This is a genomic window from Shewanella sp. MMG014 (assembly GCF_018100775.1).
GTDB lineage: Bacteria > Pseudomonadota > Gammaproteobacteria > Enterobacterales > Shewanellaceae > Shewanella > Shewanella japonica.
Genome location: NZ_JAGJDZ010000002.1, coordinates 289,502 through 314,084 on the forward strand (window position 1 = coordinate 289,502; position 24,583 = coordinate 314,084).

The following is a 24,583-nucleotide window of genomic DNA, read 5'->3' on the forward strand; positions in this document are numbered from 1 at the left end:
ATTGTAAAAAAATTGAAGTACGTGCTGTAAATATTGCAGCAAAAAGCATTGAAACCGACTAAAATAGCGCCTTTTTAGGATCTGGCTAATGAAACTCAGCAAACGCTTATTACAAATATGTCATATGGTAGAACCAGGGTTTGATCATATTTGGGATTGTTGCTGCGATCATGGTTACCTCGGCGCTGCACTATTAAAACAACAATCTGCTAAGGTCCATTTTGTTGATATTGTGCCAGAATTGATGTCAAATTTAAGCCACAAATTGAACCATTTCTTTGCTGATACCAACACTTGGCAAACCCACTGTATCGATGTTTCCTTATTACCGTTAACTCAATACCAAGGCCATCACTTGGTAATCATTGCAGGCATTGGCGGCGACTTAATGAGTGATTTAGTCACTAACATACTTCATGCTCATCCTGATCAAGTAATAGATATTCTCCTGTGTCCTGTTCATCACCAATTTGAACTGCGCCAAAATCTTTCAAATCTACATTTATCGTTAGAAGCGGAAGTATTGATTGAAGAAAATGGCCGCTACTATGAAGTCATTCATGTCACCAATAACGCTGACAAGATGAGACCAATTAGTTTAACTGGTGAGCTTTTTTGGCAAACAGATTGCGAAGAGCAAAAATTGATAAATCAGCAATACCTGCATAAAACGTTAGCGCATTATCAGCGAATTCAAAAAGGACAACCCTTGCTGGTCAAAAACGTCATTAACGCTTATGAACAGTTACTATAAGCTTATGATCGTAAGTACATAAAAGCACAAATTATTGGCATAATTATCTTTGTACGTTCAATTTTATTCAGCCCCTATTAAGCAAATTTGGCTACACTGTTAATCGACATTTAATCAGTTTAATTCTAACGATGTTATTACGTTCTCATTTAAATAAAAAAGGCACCCATGAAAATCGCACAGTACCGAGCAAGTCAAGCAGAAACCGTTATAGAGCTTTTTGCTAATGTATTTTCCGACTCAGAGGGAGCCGATGAAGGACAAGTTATTGCCACACTTGTTGATGATTTAATCACAACAACTGACTCAAAAGATCTCATTGGTTTTGTTGCCACTGAAAACGAGTTTGTTATTGGTTGCATCTTCTTCAGTCGACTTGTTACTGCGAATAACGCAAACGCATTTATCTTGTCTCCTGTTGCGATTAATACCGAGAACCAAGGTCAGGGAATCGGGCAGAAACTGATTCTTGAAGGTTTGTCTTATCTTAAAGCAACTGGTGTTGAACGTGTGTTTAGTTATGGCGACCCTAACTACTACAATAAGGTTGGTTTTAAGCAGATTAACGATGCCATTATTACTGCCCCCTTCACATTAACGTATCCAGAAGGCTGGATCGCACAAACGCTTAATGAGAAAGAGATTAGCAAACAAGACAGCGTTATAAGCTGTGTTGATGCGCTGAACAAACAAAAATATTGGTAATTTATTGTAAATAATTTCAATTACCCGTTCTTTGAATAAACGCTGATATATGAAATTTAATAAGGATTTAATTGTCCGATTAAGCCTGCTTGCAAGAACTTATGACTTAATTACATAACCTACCCCTGCAAGCTGGCACGACTTCCCTCATGTTTTCATTTCTATTGTAACTATTCTGCGAATTGTTATAAGTACACAACCACATAATTGCTCAATGTTAACTGAAATCAATTCTGGTTAGACAGAAAATATACTTATGCTAGTATTAATTCATCAATGTTAATTTAGCTTTAGATTGTATTACTTCCAAGTAATAATACAAGTTACTGAATTATTTATTGATTTAACCAAGGAGAGGATGCAATAGCTCAAGGAAGGAGTGCAATACTACCCCTTTTAAGCTTCTGAGCAAATGTTTGATTGTATTACCTTTATCTAGACATTAACTATTTTGGGATGTTAAACATGAAAACATATAAATCGATATTAACGACTTTAGGAATCCTATTGAGTTTTAGCGCAGTTGCAAGTGATGACATATCAGCTCCAAACCATAAAGACTACGTTGCAAACGAATTATTAAAAGACCTTTCTGACTGCTATGTAAAATATGATTTTATTGGTAAAGATACTAGTGCTATTGAAAGTGTGCTCAGTCTATATGATCAAGAACAAGTTCGTGTATCAATTAATAAATACAATAGCCGATTTTACCAAGCCATGGCTTTAGGGGTTAATAGTGTTGAGCGAACACAACTAGCTCGTGGATGTGGAAGAATTAATCAAAGAGCAATTTCAATTAACGAGTATGTTGACAATAAGGTGAGTAAAACTGCTGAATAATTTTGTTTACCAGTATATTATAAGTGTGAGAACCGCTTGTAATATACTGTTTTAATTAGTATTGTTTTAAAAAAATATTCGATATATAGTATAAGTCAACAAGTAATCAAAGTTGTGTGACTGAAAAAGCTACCACTGTTTTAATATGCCTAGTTAACTTCAATCCTGTAAACTCGTTATACTTTTACTTGCCAACGAATAAGTACCTCACAATAAAACCTCAACTGCTCCCTGACCTTACTCGAATCACAACATCTGATTAAAACCAAATCCGAAATAGATCGGAAGTTCACTTTACATAAGTAATGCTAACAATTATCATTAACATTAGGATTTAGATTAAGTTAACCTCGGATTAGACAAATTACTTTTATGGATAAAACTGATAGTTACCAAGGTAATGCCACATTCACACATTTAAAAGCCCGAAGCTTTGCCGCTATTGTGCTGGCATTAATAACTGCGACTGTCATGATCCCAGGGATGACAACTTACCTTCCTTTTCATCAAAATGATGCTATTGGTATCCCGATTTTACTGTTTTCTTTTATTTGGACAGCTCTTTTCATCTACAGCTATATGGCGACCTCAGTAAAGTACGTGTATTTAATTATGTTGACGCTGATTATTTCTCACTCTCTTCTAGCCTATTTCTCATTAGTCGGTTAACGGTAAAGTAATGAAAAGTCTTACAATAAAAAAACTATATAAACTCCATTCCTGGGTTGGCATCATTACTGGAATATTGCTGTTTATTATTGCCTTTACAGGTGCCGTTGCTGTTTTTGCAAAACCAGAATTAACTGTATGGGCAAATAACGCAATTCGAGGTCCAATTGAAAGTACCTCTGCACAATTAGCAGAAAAAGTGCATCAACATGCCGCTGAAGTTGATCTTGAATATTTAGAAGAAGTTCATATCCAACTACCTGATGCTAAAAACTCGGCCTCGGTTCGGCTTATTTATGAAGGTCACTTTATTGATGAAAATGGCAAGGAAGAGCACAAAGGCGTTGTTTATGAGTTAGAACCCAATTCACTTAAGATCACTAATAAAACCGATATGGAGAGCTTTTTTAGTCATATTAAACTCAATATGGCCACGTTCATTGCTCATTTTCATGCAGACTTACATTTAGGGCGACCTATTGGGTTAATTCTCACCGGATTATTAGGCTTAACACTAATGGTGTCGATCGCCACAGGGATAGTTATTCATAGAAAAATTTTGGCTCAATTATTTACTTTTAGACTCAGTAAAAGTTTTTCACTTGCATTAAATGATGGCCATAAAGTAATGAGTGTTTGGGCTGTGCTTTTCCACTCTATGATTGCATTTACAGGTGCTTTTTTAGGCTTAGCAACTGTCATTTTAGTGCCTGCAGCAGCTTACGTCAGCTTTAATGGCGACCAAGAAAAATTAATTGAAACCTTTACCGCAATAAAGCCACCTATCATGGCTGAGGTCGCAGCACCAACAAAGCTTGCAACAATTTTACAAGCTAGCGAACAACAAAGACCAGACTTAACATTTAATCGTGTAGCAATAATGGGCTACGGCGATAAAAATGCTTTAGTCTACTTATTCGGAACTGGTGGTGAACAGCTCGGCGGTGAGACCTTAATTTATCAAGGTAACAATGCTGAGTATATTAACACCCAAGCAAATTTCGGTCGGCTTGAAGGCATAACAGGAAAAATCCTAGACGCGATGTTTCCATTACATTTCGGAAATTTTGGCGGCGTTTTCATTAAAGCGATTTGGGCGATATTAGGCCTGAGTACTGCACTGATACCAATATCAGGCATTATGTTATGGATAGAAAGAGGTATGAATGCCAAGCACCCTGCACATAGTCGAGAAACGTATATTAGATTCAATAAATTACTGATAGGTAGTTGTGCAGGACTAGTTTTAGCTACCGTAGTGTTGTTCCCAACTCAATTGATTGTCAATAAATGGTATCCAGGTATTGATGCCACCAGCTTATTATTTTACGTGTTCTTCATAACTTGGTTTCTGGCTTGCTGTCTGCCTTTTGTTATGAGTGCCAAAAAGGCCATGCAATGCCTCACCCTTTCCACATCTTGGTTATTGATTCTCATCATGCCAATGGACGCCATCTTAACCAACAGTCACCTTCTTAATGTCTTTGTTACAGGTCATTACGTCTCTGTTGGCGTCGATTTAGTATTATGCATCATGGGTATTGCCTTATTACTAATGTATCAAAAATTAAATAGCACTTTATCGTTGAATGAAACGTATCAAACTTCAACACTGCAACTTAAAGAAGGAATCTAGCATGACATTATTATTCGCGTTAATGACGGCATATTTTGCGACATTATTATTAAATGCGGCAGGTACATTTACTAATAACAACATCCGTAAAGGTTTTTCGGCATTATTGAATATTACTTCTGTGGTGATGTTTATTACCGTATACGGTACCGCGCGTGGCGTTTTTGTATACCTTGCTGTTGTCGCACTATTCGGGATTATATTGAGTTTTTTCAATCGTAATACAACAATTTCAGCCAACGATATAAACTAACTTGTTAGCATCAATAGTGAGTAGGTCAAAAACACCTTTTTCTTGAGTTAACTGTTAATTAATAGCAGTTATTGATAGGTGACGAATAAGCTAGCCGCTTACTTATGCAAGGCAAATTTCACCGCACACGCTGCGTGAATCTGTGTCGTATCATAAAGTGGCACCTGAGTATCTTGTTGCTGTACCAATAAGGCAATTTCAGTACAGCCCAAGATGACTGCTTGAGCCCCCTGCTGGTAAAGATCATCGATTATTTCAAGATATTGGTGACGAGATGACTCCTTAATCTCACCAAGACATAACTCTGAATAAATAATGTGATGAATCACCTCTTGTTGTGTTTCGTTCGGGACAATGACATCAATACCATGATGTTCGGTTAACCTTCCCTTATAAAAATTTTGTGACATGGTAAATTGAGTGCCAAGTAAACCCACGGTACGAATACCATCTAGAAGCAGAGTGCTAGCTGTAGCATCGGCTATATGCAGCAAGGGAATAGAGATAGCTCGCTGTACTTCTTCTGCCACTTTATGCATGGTATTAGTGCAAATAAGTAAACAATCAGCACCACCCGCTTCAACCGATTTAGCTGCATTTGATAAAATTTCAGCAGTTTGTTGCCAATCACCTTGGTGCTGTAGTGACTCAATCTCAGCAAAGTTAACACTAAACAGACATACTTTGGCTGAATGTAAGCCACCTAGTGACGCCTTGATTCCTTGATTGATTGCCTTGTAATAGTTGCTGGTTGACTCCCAGCTCATTCCGCCTAACAAGCCTATTGTTTTCATTGTGTCATCCCATCTTACATGCGAAAAACATGATTCATCCAATTCAATTTGTTGTACATACTGCCATTAATACGCCACTCTTTCATACAGTCATTCAATATGCTCATAACCCTATCGAATAAGGCTCAAATTGTTATCAGGTTTCTTTTACAATTGCCTCAATATGTCATCATTAACAACACTATAATGTGTAAAAGATTTTCAAAATTAAGTTGATATTATGCTGATTCAAGATTTACAAGTGATATTAAAAGTAGCAGAGTTTCGCAGTATAACTGCTGCTGCAAACAGCCTTGATATGCGAGTTGCAACAGCCAGTGCTGCAGTCAAACGCGTCGAGACACATTTAGGGGTTGAACTATTCATAAGAACCACACGACAGCTGAGGTTATCACCAGCGGGTGAGCGTTACCTTCCACACTGTCAACAAGCCGTTCAATTACTCGACAACGCCCAACAAAACGTACGAGATGACTCTGATGTACTGCAAGGAGAAATCCGAATAGCACTATCATCAGATTTAGGTCGAAATGTTGTCATCCCTTGGATTGATGAATTCCTTATTTCTAATCCTGACGTTAGCGTACGTAGCAATATCAGCGATAGTAATATCGATTTTTATCGTGACTCAGTTGATATGGCGCTAAGGTATGGCTCCCCCACTGATGCCAGTACTTATGGGTTTAAAATCTGCGATATTCCACGTGTCGTATGCGCAGCGCCCGAATACCTTAAAAAGCAAGGTAAACCGCAGCATCCGCACGAGTTAAAAAATCACAATGCACTTTTGTATCAACTGCGTGAGGTCGTTCAAGATGAGTGGACGTTTACCCAACAGCAGGACACGATTAAAACTAAACTTGTCGGTAACCGAAGTTCCAATGATGGCGATTTAGTGAGACGTTGGTGTGTTTCGGGGCAAGGTATAGCGATAAAATCATGCTTAGATATGGCTGATGATTTACTCAATGAACGCGTCACGCCACTGTTATTAGATTATCAAGCTACCCCGACAGAGCTGTGGTTAATTTGTCCAAGCCGCCAGTCAATCACCCCTACAGTGAGACGATTACGTGATTTATTTAGGGATAAAGTCGCAGGACTGAAAACTCAACTGGTAAATAAAGGCATAATTGTCAATGATTAAAATCAAGTGTTCACGGACGTGCCCTAACCTCTGTTTTTAGTTTATCCACCAGTGACTCCTGAATAGATCATTTTTATGCCAACTAGAAATAATACCCAATAACTAAAGGTATAAATCAACTGCTGTGAAATGCGATTCACCAGCCAAACACCTGTTCTTACACCTAAAAAAGCTATTGGCACTAACAATAATGAGGTATTCAGGTTTGCTGCATCAAACTGCCCCATATAGGTATATGGAATAAGCTTTATAAAGTTAATCAGGGCAAAAAACACCACACTTGTACCAATTAATTGCGCTTTAGGTAAATTTTTAGGTAATAACGCCATACTCACTGGTGGACCACCAGCATGGGCAATCGTGCTAGCAAAACCTGACGTCAGCATTAACAGGTGATTATTAACTTTTGAAGGAGCCTGGCTTTTTTTACATAGACATTTTTGCGCTAGAAAAGCCATTGCTAAGCCACCAATTATAAACTCCACGATATGTGCAGGCAGACTTCCCATAAAATAAGCAGCAACAATAATACCTATGATGGCAAAAGGCAGCATTTGCTTTAACTCATGGTAGTTACAATTTTTTCGATGGTAATAAAGGGCAATCAAGTCCATAACGCATAACAGAGGTAATAGTATTGCTGCGGCTTGTATAGGCGAAACGGTTAATGCCATCAGCGGTACTGACAGCATTCCCAAAATACCTCCTACGCCCCCTTTGCCCATGCCATAAAAAAACACTGCGGGTATAGCGGCTAGATAAAAGTTAACATCTGAAATCATAAAACGCCAAAAAAGCCTTGTTCAAAAAGGCTTTTATTAAATAATTAACCGATATGAGTCATTTCATTCAATACAAACGAGTCGACAGCGCCTTCTGTCGCAGCGATGTAGTCAGCTAAATGTGTATTGTTCATATGTGTTTGCCATAACTCACGTGACTGCCAGTTTTCATAAAATAAAAAATGAGCAGGATTTTCATTATCTTGATGTAAGTCATAATTAATACAACCTTCTTCAGCTCGAGTTACATCAATCAATTTTACTAGTTCTGCTTTAACCAATTCGACTTTGTCTGCTTTTGCAATAATGTTGGCAACAATCGTTAATTTACTCATAATTTAACCCTTAATAATGTATTTGGATCTTTGTGAACCGTGTTGATGAATACATAATATCGCTATTTTTAAACAACAAAAACACGCTAATGATTGAAACATTTTCAAATTTTAATTGACAACTAACATCACAAATAGAGATGTTTGCTAAACACAAATAGTTGTTTTTTATTCGGAGTCGACAGCCGCAGAGAAGGCTTCTTTAATTTCGTCGCTATTAAAGCCCCTTCGCATTAAGTAGGCATAAGCTTTGGATTTCTCGTTGTAATCACTAAGAACATATCTCTTTTTAGCAAGTTGCTTTTGACAGCTCTCATAAAAATCAACCTCTTGAGACAAGGTTAACTGATAAACCACGTTCTCAAAGTCACTGACATCAATTAAACGTTGTGTTAGTTCTTGTAAAATGACTTTCTTACCTTTGCCTTTGTTATATAGTTTTATGATTTCTATCTTTAAATCAGCTTTCTCAGCTTTAATAGAGAGCTTTGAGCGTAAAGTGTCTTTTTGTGGGTGAATTGATAAAGCGTAATCGATTTGCGCACGCGTAAAGCCTTTAGTGGTCATTTGGCTATACACTTTTTCTTTAGTGGTACTTAAAAAGTTATCATACTTATTACTCAACCTAGCAGAAGCAAGAATATTAAGATCAATATTTTGCTCAAACATAACATGCTCAATTGCACGTTCAATATCGGTTAGTTCAACTCCACGTTGTTGTAATCTACCTTTAATCGCTCCATTACCTTGTTCGTTACTATAGGCAAGCTCACAAAAGCGTACTGCAAACTCGTAATTTGTTTTTAGGTAACCTCTTTCAATTAAGTGTGCCAACACTTTATCAACCCATTCAATCTTGTCTGTTTTTCGCAGCAGCTTTTGACGAATTTCTTCAATAGTGAAATCTTGTTGGCTAAGATGCCAATATGCACTATTGAATACATTATCAATTGTTTTCGCTTGCTTTAACGGAGCCCGATTCATAGTTGAATTTCTTTAATAACCAAAAACCTACTGAGTCTAGCAGATATACGTTATTCAGATGAATAGATTGTCGAGTGAGCACTCAAGTCATTTGTAAATTTAGCGCTAATTACTGTTTTTAAGGCAAAAAAAAGCCGCTATTAAGCGGCTTTTTTGTAACGTCATGAAGACGTTTCAAACAATCGATTATGCATGTTCTTCTGCTAGGTATAACCAAGTGTCGATTACGGTATCAGGGTTAAGTGATACAGTATCGATACCTTGTTCAACTAACCATTGAGCAAAGTCGGCATGGTCTGATGGGCCTTGCCCACAAATTCCAACATATGCACCTTTCGCTTTAGCCGCTTTAATCGCTAACGATAATAATGCTTTAACTGCATCATTACGCTCATCAAATAGATGACTGATGATGCCAGAGTCACGGTCTAGACCTAACGTTAACTGAGTTAAGTCATTTGAACCGATTGAGAAGCCATCAAAGTGCTCTAAGAACTGGTCTGCAAGCAATGCATTTGAAGGTAACTCACACATCATGATAACGCGTAAACCGTCTTTACCACGCTCTAGGCCTTGCTCTTTCAATAGTTCAATCACTTGCGCCGCTTCGTCAACTGTACGAACGAATGGGATCATGATTTCAACGTTTTTAAGGCCCATTTCATTGCGCACACGCTTAATTGCTTCACACTCTAGTGCAAAACAGTCACGGAATGACTCTGAAATGTAACGGCTAGCACCACGGAAGCCCAACATTGGGTTTTCTTCTTCTGGCTCATAACGGTCACCACCAACAAGGTTAGCGTATTCGTTAGACTTAAAGTCTGACATACGTACGATAACTTTCTTAGGATAGAACGCACTACCAATCGTTGCGATACCTTCAACTAAGCGAGCAACATAGTATTCAACTGGAGACTCATAACCTGCAATCATCTCATTGATTTCTTGCTGAAGCTCAGCGGGTTGTGAGTTGAATTCAAGTAATGCTTTAGGATGAATACCAATCATACGGTTGATGATGAATTCTAGACGCGCTAGACCAACACCTTCATTTGGTAAACGGGCAAAATCGAATGCACGATCTGGGTTACCCACGTTCATCATGATCTTCATTGGTAATTCAGGTAATGAATCAACACGATTGGTGACAACTTCAAATTCTTGCTTACCATCGTAAATGAAACCAGTGTCACCTTCAGCACAAGAAACCGTCACTGTTTGACCGTTCTTGATATAGTCTGTCACATCACCACAACCTACAACAGCTGGAACACCTAGTTCACGCGCAATAATTGCTGCGTGACAAGTACGGCCACCACGGTTAGTAACAATCGCACTAGCACGCTTCATGATTGGTTCCCAATCTGGGTCAGTCATGTCGGTAACTAATACATCACCAGGCTCGATTTGATCCATATCGTCGATAGAAGCAAGCACTTTAGCCACACCTGTACCGATTTTATGACCGATTGCACGACCTTCAGAAACTACGTCACCTTTAGTTTTAAGGTGGTAACGCTCAATCAGCTGTACATCTTCACGGCTGCGAACTGTTTCAGGGCGTGCTTGAACGATATAAAGTTTGCCGTCGTTACCATCTTTAGCCCACTCGATGTCCATTGGACGTCCGTAATGCTGCTCAATGATAACCGCTTGTTTCGCCAGCTCCATGACTTCTTCATCGTTAATTGAGAATACGCCACGTTGCTCAGCTGGGATATCTTCGATTTTAACTTGTTTGCCATGTGAAGCATCATCAGAGTAAACCATCTGAATTAACTTGCTGCCGATATTACGGCGCACAACGGCTTGATGCCCTTGCGCTAAAATTGGTTTGTGCACGTAGAATTCATCAGGGTTAACCGCGCCTTGAACAACCATTTCACCTAAACCAAATGATGAAGTGATAAAGACTACGTCGTTATTACCTGACTCAGTGTCCATAGTAAACATCACACCTGATGATGCTTTATCTGAACGTACCATTCGTTGTACGCCAGCAGATAATGCGACACCTTGATGCTCGTAACCTTGGTGAACACGATAAGAAATTGCACGGTCGTTAAATAGCGAAGCGTATACATGCTTAATCGCAAGTAATACAGCGTCAAAGCCTTTAACGTTTAGGAAAGTTTCTTGTTGACCAGCAAATGAAGCATCTGGCATATCTTCAGCTGTTGCTGATGAACGCACTGCAAATGATGCTTCTTGGGTCTCGCTAGAAAGTTGCTCGTAAGCTTCACGAATCGCATCTTCTAGTTCTGGTTGAAATGGGGTATCGATTACCCATTGTCTGATCTGTGCACCAACTTTCGCTAATTCATTTACGTCATCAACATCCAATGTTGCTAGAATATCGAAAATTTTCTGGTTAACACCACTTTGCTCTAGAAACTCATTAAACGCATGAGAGGTTGTAGCAAATCCACCAGGGACTTGAACACCAGCGTTTGCTAGGTTACTGATCATTTCACCAAGTGACGCATTCTTACCGCCAACCTTGTTTACATCACCCATGCCTAGTTCTTGATACCAGAGTATGTATTGCTGCACAGTTATCTCTCCACAAGTTTATTTCAATGGCCCCTTCACACGAGGGCAGCGGCATTCTACACTCCCACACAAGTGACGTAAATCTATAATTTTATTTGTAATTTTATTACTACAAGAGGTCATAATGGCACCAAAAGTATTTTATATATCAGATGGCACAGCAATCACAGCAGAAGTCTTTGGCCATGCCGTACTCTCACAATTTCCTGTGGAATTTGAGGCGTTTACAATTCCGTTTGTCGAAACGATTCAAAAAGCAGAGAAGGTTAAGCAACAAATAAATGATTGTTTTATTACAACAGGCGAAAGACCAATACTTTTCCACTCAATCGTTAAACCAGAAATTCGGGACATCATTTATTCCAGCGAAGGGTTGGATTATGATTTTTTAAACACTTTCGTTAGCCCGTTAGAAAAACAATTAGGTATCGAAGCCCAGCCGGTGATGAACCGTACCCATGGTAAAAGTAACTTGGGCTATGACTCTCGGATAGAAGCGATAAATTACACAATGGAGAACGATGATGGCCAAACCATGAAGCATATGGACAAAGCCGACATCATTTTATTGGGTGTTTCACGCTGTGGTAAAACCCCTTCAAGTTTATATTTATCGATGCAATTTGGTATTAAAGCTGCTAACTATCCGTTCACTGAAGATGATATGGATAACTTAAAGTTACCCGAGGCGTTAAAGCGTAATAAATCTAAACTGTTTGGTTTAACCATTGATCCCAACCGCCTGCATGAGATCCGTCAAGGCAGAATGGAAAATAGCCGCTACTCTTCTTTAAGGCAGTGTCGAATCGAAGTGAAAGAAGTTGAAATGTTGTATAAAAAAGAACGTATCCCGTTTGTGAACACCACCTTCCACTCTGTTGAAGAAATTTCAGCAAAAATTCTTGATGTCACAGGCTTAAAACGCCACATGTTTTAAGTTTTATTATGCTATTTAATGCCTTAAATCTAATTTAACGTATTATTCATGTTAGCGAAAATGCTGAACTAACAGCATTTTCAGCTAACTTAGGTCAAATTATCCACTTTTGTTCAATAACTTCGTCGATTTCAACGTGTCTATCGCCTGCTAATTCGTTATAATCCCGAGCAATATGATGTTAATTCATCGCAAACATGCTCGGTAAAATGAATGACAATTAAAACTGACGAACTACGTACCTCTCTTTTATGTAAGGTAATTTCACCTGCGCAACTCGCATCTGAATACCCATTAACCCAAGATGCTGCTGACTATTTAGTTGAGCAACGTCGTGAAGTCGAAGCCATCATAGCAGGCGAAGATCAAAGACTTTTAGTCATTATTGGCCCTTGCTCCATTCACGATACGGAAGCTGCTTTAGATTACGCTCAACGTTTAGCGAAATTACATCACGAGTTAAAAGAAGACTTATGCATTGTTATGCGTGTCTATTTTGAGAAACCTCGTACTATTGTTGGTTGGAAAGGATTAATTTCAGATCCTGATCTAGACGGTAGTTTTAGCCCTAATAAAGGCTTAAGAATGGCTCGCCATTTATTACAGCAAATCACTGAACTTAAATTGCCAATCGCAACTGAATTCTTAGACATGGTCAATGGCCAATATATTGCTGATTTAATCACTTGGGGTGCGATCGGTGCCCGCACGACTGAAAGTCAAATTCACCGTGAAATGGCATCAGCATTATCATGCCCTGTCGGATTTAAAAATGGGACAGATGGCAATATCAACATAGCGGTTGATGCAGTACGTGCAGCACAAGTGCCACATATTTTTTATTCTCCAGATAAAGATGGAGCAATGGCTGTTTACCGTACCCACGGGAACCCATACGGCCATATCATTTTACGTGGTGGCAAAAAGCCGAACTACTCAGCCGAAGATATTGAATCAGTTCGAGCGCAACTTGAAAAAGTGGATGTAACTCAGCGTATCGTTGTTGATTTCAGTCATGGCAATAGTGAAAAGAAACATAAAAATCAGCTCAACGTTGCCGATAGTATTATGGAACAAATGCGTAACGGTAGCACTGCTGTTGCCGGTATTATGGCAGAGAGTTTTATGGTTGAAGGTAATCAGAAAGTCGTTGACGGCCAGCCATTAACCTATGGTCAAAGCATCACCGATGCCTGTCTGCACTGGGAAGATTCTGAAAAATTACTTAGAAATCTAGCCCAAGCATCGAAAGATCGCCGTGCTCTACTAGCAAAATAACAATAATATTGAGTAATGCTAAATAGACTATTTACTGCAATGTGATAGTAATAATAATGGCTTAAACAATAACATGAGTTATATTTCAAAATACCAATCATATGATTGGTATTTTTGTTTCTAAAGCCAAATAACTGAGCCTTTTATGAAGTCCGATTAACTAGCTGGGCAGAAATGTAACACTAAGCGGGCTCGTATCTTCGTCCAGAGATTGTAAAGATAACTTTTCAAACAATGTATGAATAGCCATAAAACTCTCCACGAGTTTAGGATCAAAGTGCTTTCCTTTACCTTCTAAAATTAGTGAAACCGCTTGTTGATGGGTAAAAGGCTTTTTATAACAGCGTGGTGAAGTGAGTGCATCGTAAACATCCACTAAGGCTACAATTCGTGCAGATAAAGGGATCTCAAGCCCAGATAGACCTTTTGGGTAACCACTGCCATCCCACTTTTCATGATGACCACCGGCAATATCACGACCCATTTTAATATAGCCACACTCAGGAGCAAATTGAGTGATGCTTTCAAGCACTTGGGCTCCAATGACAGGATGCGCTTTAATATGTTCAAACTCATCAGCCGTTAACTTGCCTGGCTTTAATAAAATCGCATCGGCAATGCCAACTTTACCGATATCGTGCAGTACCGAGGATAAGGTTATCTCAGTAATAAACGCTTTAGTCAGCTCTTCTGGCGCATCATGATCTACATAACGTTGTTTGGCTAACATGGATGCATACTGCTGCATTCTCAGTATATGAGCGCCAGTTTCGTTGTCTCTATACTCTGCCAATTTAGCTAACCCAATGACGGTTGCTCGCCTTGATGTTGAAGTGCTTTCTAGTGAAGTTGATAACTTACCTAATAAGTAAGCGGTTGAAATGGTAACAATGGCATTGGTCACAATAAAATTGACAACCACAACGGCCCAAATTACCCAATTATAGCCATCAATACTAGGCCATATATGTAAATCAAAATGATATGCAAAACCAAGAATGACCAGTGATACAGCATTGATTACCTGTGCAAGGTTACTGGCTTTTTTTCCCAACAAAATACATGTTAATGGTGGAAAAATGAATAACCAAAAAAAACCTGCCCCACTTGGTCCTATCGCCACTAAAAAACCAAAACCTATGCTAAAAGCTAATAAGCTGCCGATAGAAAAACGAGTCCTATCACTGAGGTTTTTATCGTAAATGATGAACAGTAAAATAGCGTAAACTATGGTATCGAACACAGCCATTGAAAATAAGTCAGCTTGAATACAAAGATAAACACTAGTGAAATAGACTGGTACACAGGCAATAGCTAACAAGGTAAAAATACGATAAAAGATAACCCGGCGCCAAAATGTAAGCGAATCCCCTTTAGCCGTTTTTTCAATGAGTACGTTATCTGCTAGTGACATATTTCTTCCCTGAAGTAGCATGAGTATTTCGATTACCCCGCTTTCCTTCAAGTAATTATTGTCGAGTTTTTCAATAACGCAACAGACAGCACCTATCATCAGCACATCAATTACTTTGATGAGTAAATTATATTGTTATGAAATAAGGCAAAGGCTACAATCCTCTAATACAACATGGAATGATGAGTAATATTCAAAGGAATTGGAATGAGTCGTAGTACAAATAATGTCAGTTTTACCAGCATACTTTTAAGCACCTTATTACTTTCTTCACAAGTAAATGCAACTCCGGAAGAATTCAAACAAGCTTACGAAGCATATAATGTCGCATTTAAAGCAGGGAATACCCAACAAGCTGCTCACGCGGCCCAACAAGCTTATGACTTAGGTCAACATATCTACGGTGAAACCAGTATCGATACGACCAATCTAGGTTTTAATTTAGCCATAGCGCTTAGCAATAATAAGCAACATGAAGACGCTGCGCCATATTATGAACAAACATTAGAGCAGTATAAAAATCATTACGGCGAAGATAGTGTCCAATTGGTTGATCCTCTCTTAACCTATGCTGATAAAACTAAGGATTTGAAACTTGCTAAAGGTTTACTTTCTAAAGCTCGAAAAATTGCTTCAGATAGCGAACAGCCAATATTATATGCTCACACCCTTTCAGCATCTTATAGCAAGCTTGTACAAACGAAATATGATAAAAAGCAAGTACGTAAATATATACTCCAAGCGAAAGAAATATACAGCGAACTCCTGCCAATGGACTCAACTGTTTTAGTTAACTCAAGATTTGAAAGTTCAGCGGTATATCTTGCTAATAAAAAATATGACCAAGCAGAAATAGAATTACTGGAAGTAATCAAACAATATCAAATGTTGGATTATTCTCACCCATATGAACTAGCAGCCCATGCGAGATTAGTAACACTTTATAGTAAAAAAAATAAAGCTGAACAAGCTACCGAACATTGCCTTGCCATAGGTAGCATGAAACCTTGGAGCCAAGAGCAACAACAGACTCCAATTTACCGTGTCAATCCAAACTACCCAATAAGTAAAGCGAGAAGTGGCGTTGAGGGAATGGTGGTACTAAGCTTTACTGTTAATGAGCAAGGCTTTGTATCTGAACCTGAAATAGTCAACTCAACAGGTGGTAAAGCATTTGAAGATGAAAGCATTAAAGTTCTTGAACAATGGCGCTATGCCCCTAAGTTTGAAGATGGCAAACCCGTTAAGGCTGAAACACGGGTTAGGCTCGATTTCACTTTAGGCTAACAACCCTGATAAATATCTGTTTCTAAAAGCCTTGATGATACGCTGCTCAAGGCTTTTTTGTATCAATAGAATTAGCTAAGCCATCCATTGTTATCACCAGAATAACAAAGTATTGTACCCGATCCTTTCCACCCTACCTCTTCTTTTACAGGTCAATTATCAACGACGCTAGGTTAAAAAGTTGACGAGCACGTCAACTTACGGCTAAGGTCTTAAACAGATAATTGTTGCAGTTCGGTTAATTCACATTTTATTTGCACTGTAACTTTACATTTTAAACCAATACCGGCTGCTAAGGAGAACCGCTTGATGACACAATCTAAAACCAGTGCCACCATTCTTGGCCTTTTATTATTCATCGGTATGGCAGTGCTCGGTGTATTACTAAAACAAGCCATAATTGAATACAAGTTACTGGATAGGAGTGTCACGGTTAAAGGTCTAGCAGAAAACGAATATTCTGCAGATGTAGTCATTTGGCCGATACAATTTACCGCAGCCAGTAATCAGCTCGAAGATTTATATGTTGAAGTTGAAAAGCAGAACAAACTTATCAATGATTTTTTAATTTCACACTCAATCAAAACAGACGAAATTACAATATCGGCTCCCATGATTACCGACAAACTTGCTCAGCAGTATGGTGGCAATCAAGCAGTTGAGTTTCGCTATACCGCGTTACAAACAATGACTGTGTACTCTTCAGAGATTGACACCGTTCGACAAGTCATGCCAGAAATATCTCAGCTCGGTAAACAAGGGATTGTATTTTCGCAGAATAACTATGATGCGCAAATCGAGTACATTTTCACTCGATTGAATGATGTGAAACCACAAATGATTGAGCAATCAACCAACAATGCACGTTTAGTTGCTGAAAAATTTGCGACCGACTCACAAAGCCAACTTGGAAAAATCAAACGTGCATCTCAAGGGCAATTCAGTATTACAAATAGAGATAAAAATAACCCTCACATAAAACGGGTTCGAGTTGTATCAACAATAGAATATTACTTAGCTGACTAATAAAAATAAAAAAGGAAGGCAGATAATGGATAATAACTATAAAAAAGAACTGAATCGAAGGTATATAACTGGTTTACTCATGACCTTTGGCTTATTGGTCATTTTAACATTAATGGTATTTTCAAGCGGTTTAATTGCAGCTGAAACCACGGTAAATGAGTCAAAAACCAAAACATTGATATTAGTTAGACACGCTGAAAAATTATCAGGTAAAGACCCTCAGTTATCAAAAGCTGGTCAACAACGAGCCCAGCAATTGGCCCATTTACTATCCTCTGTTTCTTTATCCGCAATTTACAGCACAAATTACAAACGTACTCAGCTCACAGCAAAACCAACTGCTGATAGTCAAAAATTACCTATCACTTCTTATGATCCGAAAGAGCTTGCTTCGTTTTCACAATTACTCACATCATCACACGTTAATCATATTTTAATCGTCGGCCACAGTAACACCACGCCTGCGTTAGTCGATTTACTTGGAGGCGAATCAGGTAAAGATATTGATGAAGCGACAGAGTATGATCGTGTTTATATTCTTACTATTGAAAGTCAAGACAACACACATTCAACGAGTGTGTCGACATTAGTTCTTCGCTACTAAATCTTTAAGCGACTCAAGATGACTCACTTTTTGCATCACTCTCGTTAAATATTGTTATTGTTAACAAACCTACCTATTTAAATCACTTATCCGTATAATCCTGCCTCCAACTAGATGTACTAAGCAATTAATTAGGTCGTTGTATGCCCTTTACCCAAAAAGAACAAAACGAAGAAACACCACAGTACTCCGATGATATTTTAGCCAGAATCGAACAATCTGAAGCCAAAGTCATTAAAGCTATTTTCCCTTCAAATACCAATCATCATAATACGCTTTTTGGTGGCGATGCCCTTGCATGGATGGACGAAACGGCGTTTATTGCTGCTACCCGATTTTGCCGTAAAGCATTAGTCACGGTGAGTTCTGACCGAATTGACTTCAAAAAAGCCATTCCTGCTGGGAGCCTTGCTGAGCTCGTAGCTCGAGTCATTCATGTTGGGAATACATCTTTAAAAGTGGAAGTAAATATCTACGTTGAGGATATGTATCAAGATCTTCGAGAGCACGCTATTAGAGGTGTATTCACATTCGTGGCAGTCGATAATGAACGTCACCCAATTCCAGTTTGGCCAGTCCAACACCCTGCTTAGTCATTTCATTATCCCATAGCAATCATTGGCGAATGTATTCGTTTTCCCCAATGATTGCTTACACTATTTATAATTTCGACTAATCAATTAGCTTAACTTTGACACTGCAACCACCTAAAAGTGGTAGCTTTTCTTACTCAAACACCCTGCTTATTAGACAAAGGTCTAAAGCCAGTTTTAAAATCATTGTTTTCGATATACTGTTTCACTTTATCGTGGATCGATTGCCTAATTATCTGTTACATTAAAATTACCTTCACGTGCAACCAAGACAACTAAAAAGCCATGAAGCTTCAAAACTTAAATATTATTATCGCCGATGACCATCCCTTATTTCGTAATGCCTTACGACAAGCATTAAATAATGCTTTTCAAGGTACTAATTGGTTTGAAGCTGACAGTGCCGATGCCTTACAGCAAGTACTTGATGACAAAGCAGCAGATCTAGACTTAATCTTACTCGATTTGCAGATGCCTGGCTCACATGGCTACTCGACCCTTATCCATCTTCGAGGTCATTACCCTGATATCCCAGTTGTCGTCATTTCAGCCCATGAAGACGTGCAAACAATCAGCCGTGCTATTCATTATGGAAGCTCTGGGTTTATTCCCAAATCTGCATCTATGGATACACTAAAAGAAGCATTAGATGCTGTGTTATATGGTGATATTTGGCTACCTGAAGGCACGGAAATCCTTGAAGTTGATGACGATCCGACTAGCCAAATGGCAAGCAAGTTATCTGATTTAACGCCGCAGCAATACCGCGTATTACAAATGTTTGCTGAAGGTTTACTGAATAAACAAATTGCCTATGACTTTGGTGTATCTGAAGCCACGATTAAAGCCCATGCTACGGCCATTTTCCGCAAACTCGGCGTCAGAAATCGCACTCAAGCGGTAATAGCACTTCAACAATTAGAAATGGAAAAGGTAGATTTATCATAACCTCACTCTCTCAATTACCGTTTTCACAAGCCTGTGAGAACAACAAGCATGCAATCATTAAAGAGTTACAACAGATTTTAGCCACTCGCCAACAGGTTTTAGAAATTGGCAGTGGCACTGGGCAACATTGCGTATTCTTTTCTTCTCAATTACCACACTTACAATGGCAAGCGAGCGATCAACCTAGCTACCTGGCTGATTTAAATCGCCGTATTACGCTCGAAGGGTCAGTTAATCTAATACCTGCAATCGCTTTAGATGTCATGCAATCGTGGCCTCAGGCGCTGAATGAGAGTGAGATTGATGCAGTCTTTACGGCCAATACATTACATATTATGAGCCAAGCTATGGTTAACGCCTTTTTTAACCAAATTGGGAAGCATATCTCACAAGATGCAGCGCTGATTATCTATGGCCCTTTTAATTATAAAGGCCGCTACACCAGTGAAAGTAATGAGTCATTCGATCAATGGTTAAAAGAAAATAATCCTGAGAGTGGTATTCGCGATATAGAATGGATAGAAACCCTGGCCACTGAGCAAGGGTTTAAGCTTCAACATGACTTCGCTATGCCCGCAAATAATCGCTTACTGCATTTCAGCCGGTAAATTCAAAAGCAAGTAATTGAGTTACAAACTCAGTTGAAATGGAAATCAGAGTTAAGTTAAACGCTAAAAACTTAATCCGTAAAAACAATTAGTGAAATGCTTTTTTTATCGTAAAAACTTTGTAAGCTAACCATTAGAATTTTGAAATTAAATGATCCTCACCAATACAAGGACAGCGCATTATGGGTTCGGTTACCACTAAAAAACACCCTAACGGTTTAGATTATGTCGAAATAAATACCGATTTGTGCCAAGCCAGCATTTTTCTTCAAGGCGCACAAATTGATTTCTTCAAGCCAAAAGACAAAGCACCTCTTCTTTGGGTATCTGGCGCTGATGATTATCAACCTGGTAATGGCATACGCGGCGGGATCCCTGTTTGCTGGCCTTGGTTTGGCGCAAGTGACATCCCCGGATTCCCTCAGCATGGCTTTGCTAGAACCAGTCTTTGGTCACTCGCCTCTGTAAAAATGCGTAATCAAGTTGTCGATTTAGTTTTTACCTTGGCTATCACAGAGGACAATAAACAATACTGGCCTCATGATACGGAAGTTAGCGTATTATTTACCTTAGCTGAAACCCTTTCAGTCAGCATTGTTAATAAAAATAACTGTGACTACGATGTTAATCTAACTCAAGCATTACACACTTATTTTCCTATCGGTGATATTCATCAGCTTAAAGCAACTGGTTTTACTGGGGCTAAATACATCGAATTTGCAAAAGGCCCTTACCCGCAAGAAGGCGATGAAGTTAACTTTACTCGTGAAACCGATCGTGTCTATACCGATTTAGCCCCTATTCAACATTTACACACACCAGAAGGGACAATTGAAGTAGCAAGAGAGAACAGCCAATCTGCAGTGCTATGGAACCCATGGATTGACAAGTCTCAGCGATTATCTCGCTTTAACGATGAAGATTACCTCACTATGGTGTGCCATGAAGCGGCTAACGTACTTGAAGACCAAGTTAAGCTAGCACCGGGAGCAAGCCATACATTAACAACTCATATCCGCTGGGTTTAACATTACTATCAGTCTTCACGAAGCTACGTTTAGATTTTTGCTTAAAGCTTAAAACCAAGCTTTATTAGTCGCTAATACTTGGCCAACATAGATTTAAGCGCTGTGATTGGCCTTGTTTTCTTCTTACAAAAGACAACACTGTCAAATAGATAAAACACGAAAAATCAGATTAGCCTTTTTATGTTGCTGATGTATATGACTAACTACAGCCATCAATTTTTAGCTATGCTATTCTTTACCGCACTTCATAAATCAATACCTTAAGACAAAACTTTGACATGACAGTTCGAATTTTCACTGTTAAACGACTTCTCATTATGTGTCTCACATTGGCCACAATATTTGCTGTGTTCATCCAACAAAATTTTCGGTCGATTGCACTGAATATCGTGAACTCGTTAGCAGAGCCATACAGTGTAAGAGTTTTGGATGCCAAAGTTAGTATTGATAGTGCTAATCAATGGCATTTCCCTTTCATATTAGTTCGTTATCAAGATAGTGAAATCGCCCTTCATGAAGTTAAAATCCAACTCAACAATGGGTATAATGTCTTAAAAAGTATGAAGTTATCACTAGAAGATATTAGTGATTTCAGTGTGAATAAAATTGATGTTAACTTGGGAGATAGTTTTTTTCAGCCCCAACAGCAAACAGATAACGCTGGGAGTATAGGATTAAGTTTATCGCACATTCCCGAAATAAAATTAGCAGCAATAAATATCTATTTACCATTTCAAAATAATGATCGTGCAATTATTCAAGCTAAGCACCTGAATTTGCTGACACCTAAACTCAGTCAAGCACAACCAAGTCCTTCTATACGTAAAACGTTAAGCGGTGAATTTTTACTCATGCAACAGGCTGTTGCAAACCTGTCTCTAACACTCGATTCCACTCAATGGCAGCTTACTCACTACACAGAACTTAACTCACTCCGTGAAGGATTGGAACAGCTGAGCCTCACCCTAAACGAATATGCCTTACATACTCAGAAAGACGGTATACAGGATAAGGAGCGAGCCAGCTCTTCTTTAGAACAATCCTCTTTTTTATCAACATTAGACTCATTACAAAGTGCCATAAGCACGCATATGCTGACAATTAAAGGGCTTTGGAATAGTACAACTTCAATAGATTTAATTACTGGGGCAATCCAAAGCAAGCAAATAATTAATGAGTTAACTATCAGCTCATCAGCAGTTAAAAACGTTGCTTTTAATCCTGCATCGCCAATTCAGGTAGAAATAAACTACAAGCCTGAAGCAGATACGGTTTCGCCAAACCTAAACGTTAAACTTGCCCCAATAAGCTGGCAACAAAGTACAGACAAACGCCAGTTGGAACAATTGATCCAACTACTGCAGCCTTCAATAGTGTTGCCAACAGAGAAACATGAATTAATAAAACAGCTTGAGCACCCTATTCTTTGGCAACTCGCTCTTACCAAACCTCTGACTATACAAACAAGATTGGATGATCAAGCAACTATTACAGCGAATTATGATGCCGCTATTAACATTTCTCATCCTGTTTTGTCAGCTGATATCACTCTAAAAAATAATCATATCGTAAAAGATAATTCAGATATCAGCTTTGACGCAGAAGTATTAAGCCACCTTAAGCAGAAACAACACATCAACCTAACCGCTATGGATTTTATCCCCCATGAGATCAGTTTCGAAAATAGTGAACTAACAACGGATATTTCAATCAAGGCAACAAATAATACTGCCGAGATGGTTATTAATAGCGCGTCAATATATTCAGATAAACTCGATGCCACCTTTAATCATAAAAACCTAAATACAGAAAATGTATATTGGCAGCTAACAGAGCCGTCAAGTTTTACATTATCTCAAACGCCTTCTATAACATCTTCCAATGCTGCTTTGCAGCCATCTAACCTTAATCCCTCGAACTCACCTGTACCATTGAATTCAGTAATGAAGTTTAACGTAAATGGTTTTGCGTTTGGCTTCGATTCCTTTTCATTTACTCAGCCAACGCCTTTAGCATTTAATAAGCCAAGTTATGAGGCTCAATTAGGCAAGTTTCGAATTGAAGCTAAACAAAATATTGAATTAACATTGAACGAAACCACGCCTAGCATTGACCTACTATCGCAAGCTTTATCCCAAACCAATCAGTCAACTCTTAGTTGGCAACTGAATAATATTAAGCTTGATAAGCTTATCCCGAGTAAGTCGAGAACACGCCGGTATAAGGCATTAAAATTCGATCAAATAAATTTAGATCAAACACTATCATTAAAACAACAATTACTGACGGGAACTGAGCAATGGCAACTTGACGCCCTTTCACTATCTAGCTATCACTTATTAAAATTACCCCAAAAGCACCAGCCTGCCTCACTCGCCGGACAATGGTCATTTGACACTGAGCTGGCAGATATTCTTTCGACATTTGAACATACTCAGATGCTGCCTGATAACATGAAAATAGATGGCCGCGGTAAATTAAACGCTGGCTTTGCATTAATAGAGGCCCAAGGTGTGTCACTTTTTGAAATGAAGTTCGAGCAACAGCTGACCAATATCGACGCAAAATACCACGAAAATGTGATGTATGATGCGACAGCTCAAGCTAATTGCCAGTTTAATTGGCAACAAGCACATAGCACACCTGAACGACCCGAAACATTCAGCCAAAGTCGATTGCTATGCCAACAAGCACAAATAGATATTCCCGAGGCATACGCAGGGATAAACCTAGACAACATTAACTTATCAGCCAATTTATCCTTAGGTAAAAACGAACAAATACCTGCAAAAAATTGGTTGCAAGAAATCAGCGGCCTTAGTGACACTGACGTCAATTTGACTGCCAGCGGCGACTTACTTGATGGTGAGTTTCTAATTCCTGAGTTTTATTTAAGGTTACACGATATTTCAGAGGGCTACTTTGTCCTAAATGGGATCAGTCTAGAAGCCTTATTAGCAGCGCAGCCCCAAGTTGGTGTTTATGCAAATGGGATTTTTGATGGTGTACTTCCCGCCACGTTAGTGGATGGCAAAGTCACCATAGCGGGCGGTCATCTTGCCGCGAGAAAACCTGGCGGGTTAATTCAAGTATCTAATAACCCAGCACTTGAACAAATAAGGGATTCACAACCCCATCTTGATTTTGTGGTGCAAGCTCTAGAACATCTCGAATATAGCCAACTAAGCAGTACATTCGATATGAAAGATAACGGTGATGCGAGTTTGAAAGTGCAAGTAAAAGGTAAAAGCCAAGACATTGAAAGGCCAATACATTTGAACTATTCTCATGAAGAGAACTTATTTCAACTGTATAAAAGTACGCAGATTGGCAATCAACTGCAAAATGACATCGAACGTTCCGTGAAGTAAAAGGACCACTCAGTGAAAACACCTTACGTTG

Annotated in this window: 23 protein-coding genes; 17 read left to right on the top strand and 6 right to left on the bottom strand. The window is 38.8% G+C overall.

All coding sequences use genetic code 11. The features are described 5' to 3' along the window. Positions 1 to 88 precede the first annotated feature (88 nt). The 6 genes from J8L86_RS04230 (at position 89) to J8L86_RS04255 (ending at position 4,860) form a co-directional block, all read left to right on the top strand. Complete coding sequence (locus J8L86_RS04230; protein WP_211028886.1) at positions 89 to 754, top strand: tRNA (adenine(22)-N(1))-methyltransferase TrmK; 666 nt, start codon at positions 89 to 91, stop codon at positions 752 to 754. 168 nt (positions 755 to 922) lie between these two features. Continuing rightward, on the top strand, positions 923 to 1,459 hold the full coding sequence (locus J8L86_RS04235; protein WP_065107935.1) for an N-acetyltransferase: 537 nt from the start codon (positions 923 to 925) through the stop codon (positions 1,457 to 1,459). A 465-nt stretch (positions 1,460 to 1,924) separates the two neighbouring features. Further along, on the top strand, positions 1,925 to 2,302 hold the full coding sequence (locus J8L86_RS04240; protein ID WP_055023241.1) for a hypothetical protein: 378 nt from the start codon (positions 1,925 to 1,927) through the stop codon (positions 2,300 to 2,302). Between the two features lie 372 nt (positions 2,303 to 2,674). Further along, entirely contained in the window at positions 2,675 to 2,971 is a 297-nt protein-coding gene (locus J8L86_RS04245; protein ID WP_065107933.1) for a hypothetical protein, read from the top strand. 10 nt (positions 2,972 to 2,981) lie between these two features. Continuing rightward, on the top strand, positions 2,982 to 4,607 hold the full coding sequence (locus tag J8L86_RS04250) for a PepSY-associated TM helix domain-containing protein (protein WP_211028888.1): 1,626 nt from the start codon (positions 2,982 to 2,984) through the stop codon (positions 4,605 to 4,607). A 1-nt stretch (position 4,608) separates the two neighbouring features. After that, the gene (locus J8L86_RS04255) at positions 4,609 to 4,860 is read left to right on the top strand and encodes a hypothetical protein (RefSeq protein ID WP_211028890.1); all 252 of its coding nucleotides are present in this window, start codon (positions 4,609 to 4,611) and stop codon (positions 4,858 to 4,860) included. Between the two features lie 98 nt (positions 4,861 to 4,958). On the opposite strand, the gene J8L86_RS04260 is transcribed toward J8L86_RS04255, so the two are convergent. After that, entirely contained in the window at positions 4,959 to 5,654 is a 696-nt protein-coding gene (locus J8L86_RS04260; protein WP_065107931.1) for an aspartate/glutamate racemase family protein, read from the bottom strand. A 220-nt stretch (positions 5,655 to 5,874) separates the two neighbouring features. On the opposite strand from J8L86_RS04260, the gene J8L86_RS04265 reads away from it, so the two are divergent. After that, a complete protein-coding gene (locus J8L86_RS04265) occupies positions 5,875 to 6,801 on the top strand; it encodes a LysR family transcriptional regulator (RefSeq protein WP_065107930.1) in 927 nt (308 codons plus the stop codon). A gap of 41 nt (positions 6,802 to 6,842) precedes the next feature. On the opposite strand, the gene J8L86_RS04270 is transcribed toward J8L86_RS04265, so the two are convergent. From J8L86_RS04270 to ppsA, 4 genes are all read right to left on the bottom strand, one after another. Beyond that, complete coding sequence (locus tag J8L86_RS04270; RefSeq protein WP_065107929.1) at positions 6,843 to 7,583, bottom strand: sulfite exporter TauE/SafE family protein; 741 nt, start codon at positions 7,581 to 7,583, stop codon at positions 6,843 to 6,845. Between the two features lie 44 nt (positions 7,584 to 7,627). Then, positions 7,628 to 7,918 carry a putative quinol monooxygenase gene (locus J8L86_RS04275; protein ID WP_211028892.1) on the bottom strand — a complete coding sequence of 97 codons (291 nt, stop codon included), beginning with the start codon at positions 7,916 to 7,918 and terminating at the stop codon, positions 7,628 to 7,630. Positions 7,919 to 8,086: 168 nt separating this feature from the next. Beyond that, entirely contained in the window at positions 8,087 to 8,902 is an 816-nt protein-coding gene (locus tag J8L86_RS04280; protein ID WP_211028894.1) for a RecX family transcriptional regulator, read from the bottom strand. Between the two features lie 186 nt (positions 8,903 to 9,088). Next, the gene (ppsA, locus tag J8L86_RS04285; RefSeq protein WP_211028902.1) at positions 9,089 to 11,458 is read right to left on the bottom strand and encodes a phosphoenolpyruvate synthase; all 2,370 of its coding nucleotides are present in this window, start codon (positions 11,456 to 11,458) and stop codon (positions 9,089 to 9,091) included. Positions 11,459 to 11,582: 124 nt separating this feature from the next. Between ppsA and J8L86_RS04290 the strand changes: the two genes are divergently transcribed. Continuing rightward, positions 11,583 to 12,395 (top strand): pyruvate, water dikinase regulatory protein, encoded by an 813-nt coding sequence (locus J8L86_RS04290; protein WP_211028904.1) that lies wholly within the window; start codon positions 11,583 to 11,585, stop codon positions 12,393 to 12,395. 213 nt (positions 12,396 to 12,608) lie between these two features. After that, positions 12,609 to 13,673 (top strand): 3-deoxy-7-phosphoheptulonate synthase, encoded by a 1,065-nt coding sequence (locus J8L86_RS04295; RefSeq protein WP_065107925.1) that lies wholly within the window; start codon positions 12,609 to 12,611, stop codon positions 13,671 to 13,673. Between the two features lie 160 nt (positions 13,674 to 13,833). On the opposite strand, the gene J8L86_RS04300 is transcribed toward J8L86_RS04295, so the two are convergent. Next, entirely contained in the window at positions 13,834 to 15,087 is a 1,254-nt protein-coding gene (locus J8L86_RS04300) for an HD domain-containing phosphohydrolase (protein WP_211028906.1), read from the bottom strand. Positions 15,088 to 15,294: 207 nt separating this feature from the next. On the opposite strand from J8L86_RS04300, the gene J8L86_RS04305 reads away from it, so the two are divergent. The 8 genes from J8L86_RS04305 (at position 15,295) to J8L86_RS21305 (ending at position 24,552) form a co-directional block, all read left to right on the top strand. Further along, positions 15,295 to 16,374, top strand: coding sequence for a TonB family protein (locus tag J8L86_RS04305; protein WP_211028907.1), 1,080 nt, complete (start codon positions 15,295 to 15,297; stop codon positions 16,372 to 16,374). Positions 16,375 to 16,680: 306 nt separating this feature from the next. Further along, positions 16,681 to 17,400: an SIMPL domain-containing protein gene (locus J8L86_RS04310; RefSeq protein WP_065107922.1), complete on the top strand. Its 720-nt coding sequence runs from the start codon at positions 16,681 to 16,683 to the stop codon at positions 17,398 to 17,400. A 25-nt stretch (positions 17,401 to 17,425) separates the two neighbouring features. Then, positions 17,426 to 18,004 carry a phosphoglycerate mutase family protein gene (locus tag J8L86_RS04315; protein ID WP_211028910.1) on the top strand — a complete coding sequence of 193 codons (579 nt, stop codon included), beginning with the start codon at positions 17,426 to 17,428 and terminating at the stop codon, positions 18,002 to 18,004. A gap of 143 nt (positions 18,005 to 18,147) precedes the next feature. Then, positions 18,148 to 18,597, top strand: a complete 450-nt coding sequence (locus tag J8L86_RS04320; RefSeq protein ID WP_065107921.1) for an acyl-CoA thioesterase — start codon at positions 18,148 to 18,150, stop codon at positions 18,595 to 18,597. A 285-nt stretch (positions 18,598 to 18,882) separates the two neighbouring features. Then, positions 18,883 to 19,545, top strand: a complete 663-nt coding sequence (locus tag J8L86_RS04325; RefSeq protein ID WP_055023258.1) for a response regulator transcription factor — start codon at positions 18,883 to 18,885, stop codon at positions 19,543 to 19,545. Continuing rightward, positions 19,542 to 20,153 carry a DUF938 domain-containing protein gene (locus tag J8L86_RS04330; protein WP_348772646.1) on the top strand — a complete coding sequence of 204 codons (612 nt, stop codon included), beginning with the start codon at positions 19,542 to 19,544 and terminating at the stop codon, positions 20,151 to 20,153. The genes J8L86_RS04325 and J8L86_RS04330 overlap by 4 nt, the downstream gene beginning before the upstream one ends. Before the next feature lie 182 nt (positions 20,154 to 20,335). Then, positions 20,336 to 21,181 carry a D-hexose-6-phosphate mutarotase gene (locus J8L86_RS04335; RefSeq protein WP_211028912.1) on the top strand — a complete coding sequence of 282 codons (846 nt, stop codon included), beginning with the start codon at positions 20,336 to 20,338 and terminating at the stop codon, positions 21,179 to 21,181. A 389-nt stretch (positions 21,182 to 21,570) separates the two neighbouring features. Then, on the top strand, positions 21,571 to 24,552 hold the full coding sequence (locus J8L86_RS21305; protein WP_211028914.1) for a YdbH domain-containing protein: 2,982 nt from the start codon (positions 21,571 to 21,573) through the stop codon (positions 24,550 to 24,552). Positions 24,553 to 24,583 lie beyond the last annotated feature (31 nt).

Coding starts and splice junctions, on each gene's coding strand:
- J8L86_RS04335 (WP_211028912.1), top strand. CDS start 20,336: ATGGGTTCGGTTACCACTAAAAAACACCCTAACGGTTTAGATTATGTC.
- J8L86_RS04255 (WP_211028890.1), top strand. CDS start 4,609: ATGACATTATTATTCGCGTTAATGACGGCATATTTTGCGACATTATTA.
- J8L86_RS04260 (WP_065107931.1), bottom strand. CDS start 5,654: ATGAAAACAATAGGCTTGTTAGGCGGAATGAGCTGGGAGTCAACCAGC.
- J8L86_RS04295 (WP_065107925.1), top strand. CDS start 12,609: ATGACAATTAAAACTGACGAACTACGTACCTCTCTTTTATGTAAGGTA.
- J8L86_RS04315 (WP_211028910.1), top strand. CDS start 17,426: ATGGATAATAACTATAAAAAAGAACTGAATCGAAGGTATATAACTGGT.
- J8L86_RS04320 (WP_065107921.1), top strand. CDS start 18,148: ATGCCCTTTACCCAAAAAGAACAAAACGAAGAAACACCACAGTACTCC.
- J8L86_RS04245 (WP_065107933.1), top strand. CDS start 2,675: ATGGATAAAACTGATAGTTACCAAGGTAATGCCACATTCACACATTTA.
- J8L86_RS04300 (WP_211028906.1), bottom strand. CDS start 15,087: ATGTCACTAGCAGATAACGTACTCATTGAAAAAACGGCTAAAGGGGAT.
- J8L86_RS04250 (WP_211028888.1), top strand. CDS start 2,982: ATGAAAAGTCTTACAATAAAAAAACTATATAAACTCCATTCCTGGGTT.
- J8L86_RS04265 (WP_065107930.1), top strand. CDS start 5,875: ATGCTGATTCAAGATTTACAAGTGATATTAAAAGTAGCAGAGTTTCGC.
- J8L86_RS04230 (WP_211028886.1), top strand. CDS start 89: ATGAAACTCAGCAAACGCTTATTACAAATATGTCATATGGTAGAACCA.
- J8L86_RS04270 (WP_065107929.1), bottom strand. CDS start 7,583: ATGATTTCAGATGTTAACTTTTATCTAGCCGCTATACCCGCAGTGTTT.
- J8L86_RS04305 (WP_211028907.1), top strand. CDS start 15,295: ATGAGTCGTAGTACAAATAATGTCAGTTTTACCAGCATACTTTTAAGC.
- J8L86_RS04280 (WP_211028894.1), bottom strand. CDS start 8,902: ATGAATCGGGCTCCGTTAAAGCAAGCGAAAACAATTGATAATGTATTC.
- J8L86_RS04290 (WP_211028904.1), top strand. CDS start 11,583: ATGGCACCAAAAGTATTTTATATATCAGATGGCACAGCAATCACAGCA.
- J8L86_RS04240 (WP_055023241.1), top strand. CDS start 1,925: ATGAAAACATATAAATCGATATTAACGACTTTAGGAATCCTATTGAGT.
- J8L86_RS04325 (WP_055023258.1), top strand. CDS start 18,883: ATGAAGCTTCAAAACTTAAATATTATTATCGCCGATGACCATCCCTTA.
- J8L86_RS04235 (WP_065107935.1), top strand. CDS start 923: ATGAAAATCGCACAGTACCGAGCAAGTCAAGCAGAAACCGTTATAGAG.
- J8L86_RS04275 (WP_211028892.1), bottom strand. CDS start 7,918: ATGAGTAAATTAACGATTGTTGCCAACATTATTGCAAAAGCAGACAAA.